The 3030-nt window shown below is 64.1% G+C and carries 1 protein-coding gene and 2 pseudogenes; all 3 read left to right on the top strand.

Annotated elements, in window-relative coordinates:
• Window positions 1-139 precede the first annotated feature (139 nt).
• Window positions 140-2041 (top strand): bifunctional prephenate dehydrogenase/3-phosphoshikimate 1-carboxyvinyltransferase, encoded by a 1902-nt coding sequence (locus MMB74_RS27195; RefSeq protein ID WP_277431699.1) that lies wholly within the window; start codon window positions 140-142, stop codon window positions 2039-2041.
• Window positions 2038-2448: pseudogene (gene cmk / locus MMB74_RS27200) on the top strand ((d)CMP kinase); the annotation flags it as partial. The gene MMB74_RS27195 and the pseudogene cmk, both read left to right, overlap by 4 nt.
• A 56-nt stretch (window positions 2449-2504) precedes the next feature.
• A pseudogene (locus tag MMB74_RS27205) lies at window positions 2505-3030 on the top strand (transposase); the annotation flags it as partial.

A 3030-nucleotide genomic window follows, 5' to 3' on the forward strand; every position in this document is an offset into this window, starting at 1 on the left:
TGCATACTGCCTCCCAAGCTCTTGCCATTGAGCGGCAAGCGAGCGCTCAACCTTCCTTGGCCGAACGTGTTTCGAGGCCCAAAACTCGTGCCATACTTGGCCTCATGCGGTTGAATTTCCTATCCGTAAAGGCAATGTCGTGCGTGCGGCGCGTCTGGCCTTTGCCGGTCAGGCAGTGCGTTTCGTACCGGGGCACCCGATTGCCGGCTCCGAGCAGAGCGGGGTGGAGGCGGCCAACGCCGAGCTGTTCCGCCGCCACAAGGTTATTCTCACTCCGTGCGAATACAGTGATGAGGCCGCTCTGGCGCTGGTCGAAGGGCTATGGCGCGAGCTGGGGGCGGATGTCGAGGCGATGGAGGTCGAGCATCACGATCAGGTGCTCGCCGCCACCAGCCATCTGCCGCACCTGCTGGCCTTTACCCTGGTCGACTCGCTGGCCAAGCGCAGCGAGAACCTGGAAATTTTCCGCTATTCCGCTGGCGGTTTCCGCGACTTCACGCGGATCGCCGGCAGTGATCCGGTGATGTGGCACGATATCTTCCTCGCCAACCGCGAGGCCGTGCTGCGCACACTGGATACGTTTCGCGACGACCTCGACGCCTTGCGCGATGCGGTCGACGCCGGGGATGGGCATCAACTGCTGGGCGTGTTCACCCGCGCCCGCGTGGCCCGCGAACATTTCAGCAAAATTCTGGCCCGCAGGGCCTATGTGGACGCTATGCACTCGACCGATCTGATTTTCCTGGCAAAACCTGGTAGTTCGCTGGCTGGACGTATCCGCGTCCCCGGTGACAAGTCCATTTCGCACCGCTCGATCATGCTGGGTTCGCTGGCTGAAGGCACCACCGAGGTCGAAGGCTTCCTCGAGGGTGAAGACGCCCTGGCCACGCTGCAGGCATTTCGCGACATGGGCGTGGTCATCGAAGGCCCGCACCACGGCCGCGTGACCATCCATGGCGTTGGTCTGCATGGCCTGAAAGCACCGGCCGGCCCGCTGTACATGGGTAACTCCGGTACCTCCATGCGCCTGCTCTCCGGCTTGCTGGCCGCGCAGCCGTTCGACACGACGCTGACCGGTGATGCGTCGCTGTCCAAGCGCCCGATGAACCGCGTGGCCAAGCCGCTGCGTGAAATGGGCGCGGTCATCGAGACCGGTCCGGAAGGTCGTCCGCCGCTGACCATCAAAGGTGGTCAGCGCCTGACCGGCATGGCCTACGACATGCCGATGGCCAGTGCCCAGGTTAAATCCTGCCTGCTGCTGGCTGGCTTGTACGCCGCTGGCAGCACCTCGGTGACCGAGCCGGCGCCGACCCGTGACCACACCGAGCGCATGCTGCGCGGCTTCGGCTACCCGGTGAGCGTCGAAGGCAGTACCGTCAGTGTCGAGGCCGGGCACAAGCTGACCGCCACGCGCATCGAAGTACCGGCGGATATTTCCTCGGCTGCTTTCTTCCTGGTCGCTGCCAGCATCGCTGAAGGCTCGGAGCTGGTGCTGGAACACGTCGGCATCAACCCGACTCGCACCGGCGTGATCGACATTCTCAAGCTGATGGGCGGCGACATCACCCTGGAAAACCAGCGTGAAGTCGGCGGCGAGCCCGTGGCAGATATTCGCGTGCGTGCGGCCAAGCTTAAAGGCATCGATATCCCGGAAGATCTGGTGCCGCTGGCCATCGATGAATTCCCGGTACTGTTCGTCGCCGCTGCCTGTGCCGAAGGTCGCACCGTGTTGCGCGGCGCCGAAGAGCTGCGCGTGAAAGAGTCCGATCGCATTCAGGTCATGGCCGACGGCCTGATCGCGCTGGGTGTGAAGGCCGAGCCGACCCCGGACGGCATCATCATCGAAGGCGGCGCCATTGGTGGCGGCGAAGTCTGGGCGCATGGCGATCACCGTATCGCCATGTCCTTCAGCGTCGCCTCGCTGCGCGCCAGTGCGCCAATTCGTATTCACGACTGCGCCAACGTCGCCACCTCCTTCCCCAACTTCCTTGCCCTAGCGGCTGAAGTCGGTATCAACGTGGCCGTAGAGGGCAACGCATGAACGCCCCGGTAATCACCGTCGACGGGCCGAGCGGGTCGGGCAAGGGCACGCTTTGTGCGCTGCTGGCCAAGCAGCTCGGCTGGAATCTGCTCGACTCCGGTGCGCTTTATCGCCTGCTGGCCTTCGCCGCTGGCAACCACGGCATCGACCTGACCAACGAAGAGTCGCTCAAGCAGTTGGCCGCGCATCTGGATGTGCAGTTCATCGACAAGCGCATCATCCTCGAAGGTGAGGAGGTGACCGATGCCATCCGCAACGAACAGATCGGCGCCGGTGCTTCCATGGTCGCCTCGCTGCCGGCTGTACGCGAAGCGCTGCTGCAGCGTCAGCGTGCCTTTCGCGAAATGCCCGGCCTGGTGGCCGATGGCCGCGACATGGGCACCGTGGTATTCGCCGACGCGCCGCTGAAGATCTTTCTCACCGCCAGCGCCGAGGAACGTGCCCGCCGTCGCTACTTGCAGTCGGGGTGTTTGAGGAAGTGGAGGGCGAGGGCGATGCTGATGCGACCCCTCGAATCTCATCGCCGGGTGTCATCTTTCACGCGGCCACCGGCATCGATGCGGCTACCGTGGCCCCAGTGCAGACCACACTGCAAAAACGCATCCTGCGCGCCTTCGTTGCTCGGGGCCTGCTGGAGAACTGTGACGCCAAAGACATGCTGGGCTACAAACACAGCGGCTTCTCGGTGGATGCGGGGGTGTGCATCGAAGCCCACGACCGCGCTGCGCTGGAGCGGCTGCTGCGCTATTGCGCGCGTCCACCGTTTTCCATGGAGCGCCTACGCAAAGAGGGAAGCAAACTGGTGTACCGCTGCGGCAAGCAGCGCAGCGAACCCACCAGCGACAAGCGCGGTGCCAAGGTTGATGAGCTGCACCTCACACCGCTGGAACTGATCGACCGCATCGCCGCGCTGGTGCCACCGCCACGCACCCACCGGCACCGCTACTTTGGTGTGCTGGCACCAAACTCGCCGCTGAGAGCGGCGGTAA

Origin of the sequence: Trinickia sp. Y13 (genome assembly GCF_029522115.1) — a bacterium.
In the GTDB taxonomy this organism is placed as follows: Bacteria; Pseudomonadota; Gammaproteobacteria; order Burkholderiales; family Burkholderiaceae; genus Trinickia.